Annotated in this window: 1 protein-coding gene; it reads right to left on the minus strand. The window is 70.0% G+C overall.

Annotated features, from left to right (window positions below; genetic code table 11):
- On the minus strand, nucleotides 1–1,090 hold a 1,090-nt coding region (locus ACWDNU_RS46775; protein WP_449673574.1), incomplete at both ends, for a phosphoenolpyruvate carboxykinase (GTP).

Below are 1,090 nucleotides of genomic sequence, written 5' to 3' on the forward strand. Positions count from 1 at the left end.
CTGCCGTGGGTCAGGACATCGGCCACGGTCAGCCGGAGTCCGGCTCGGCGGGCTAGCGCGACCAGGCGGACGGACTGCAGGCTGTTGCCGCCCAGCCGGCGCCACCGACGGGCACTGCTCGATCGGCGTGCAGTAGCGCGAATTCGGATGCGCGGCAGGGGTTCCGGAGTCCGGGGTCCAGTCGTCGCCGCGCCAGTCGGTGAGGTGCGCGGGCGGTTGTTTCGTCAGGCCCTCCCACCACACGTCGCCCTGATCGGTGAGCGCGGTGTTGGTGAAGATGGAGTTGCCGCGGTCGATGGTGGCGATCGCGTTGGGATTGGTGCGTGCGCCGGTGCCGGGCGCGACACCGAAGAACCCGGCCTCCGGGTTGACCGCGTACAACCGGCCGTCGGCGCCGAAACGCAGCCAGGCGATGTCGTCGCCGATGGTCTCGGCCTGCCAGCCGGGCAGCGCGGGCTCCAGCATCGCCAGGTTGGTCTTGCCGCAGGAGGACGGGAACGCCGCGGCCACATAGTGCGTGCGGCCCTGCGGCGAGGTGAGTTTGAGGATGAGCATGTGTTCGGCCAGCCAGCCCTCGTCGCGCCCGATCACCGACGCGATGCGCAGCGCGAAGCACTTCTTGCCGAGCAGGGCGTTGCCGCCGTAGCCGGAGCCGTAGCTCCAGATGGTGCGTGCTTCGGGGAAGTGCGCGATGTATTTGGTGCTGTCGCACGGCCACGGCACGTCGGCCTGGCCGGCCGCCAGCGGCGCGCCGACCGAATGCAGGCACCGCACGAATTCGGTGTCGCCGGTGAGCTTTTCCCAGACCGGGGTGCCCGAGCGGGTCATGATCTGCATCGACACCGCCACGTACGGCGAGTCGCTGATCTGCACCCCGAACTTCGGTTCGGCGGCGTCGAGCGGGCCCATGCAGAAGGCGATGACGTACATCGTGCGGCCCGTCATCGCGCCGCGGTAGTGCTCGGTCATGACGGTGCGCATGTCGACCGGGTCGACCCAGTTGTTGGTCGGTCCCGCGTCGGCGGCGTCGGCGGAGCAGATGAAGGTGCGGTCCTCGACGCGGGCGACGTCGTCGGGGTCGGAGGCGCAC

It is taken from the genome of Amycolatopsis sp. NPDC003676, assembly GCF_053587275.1.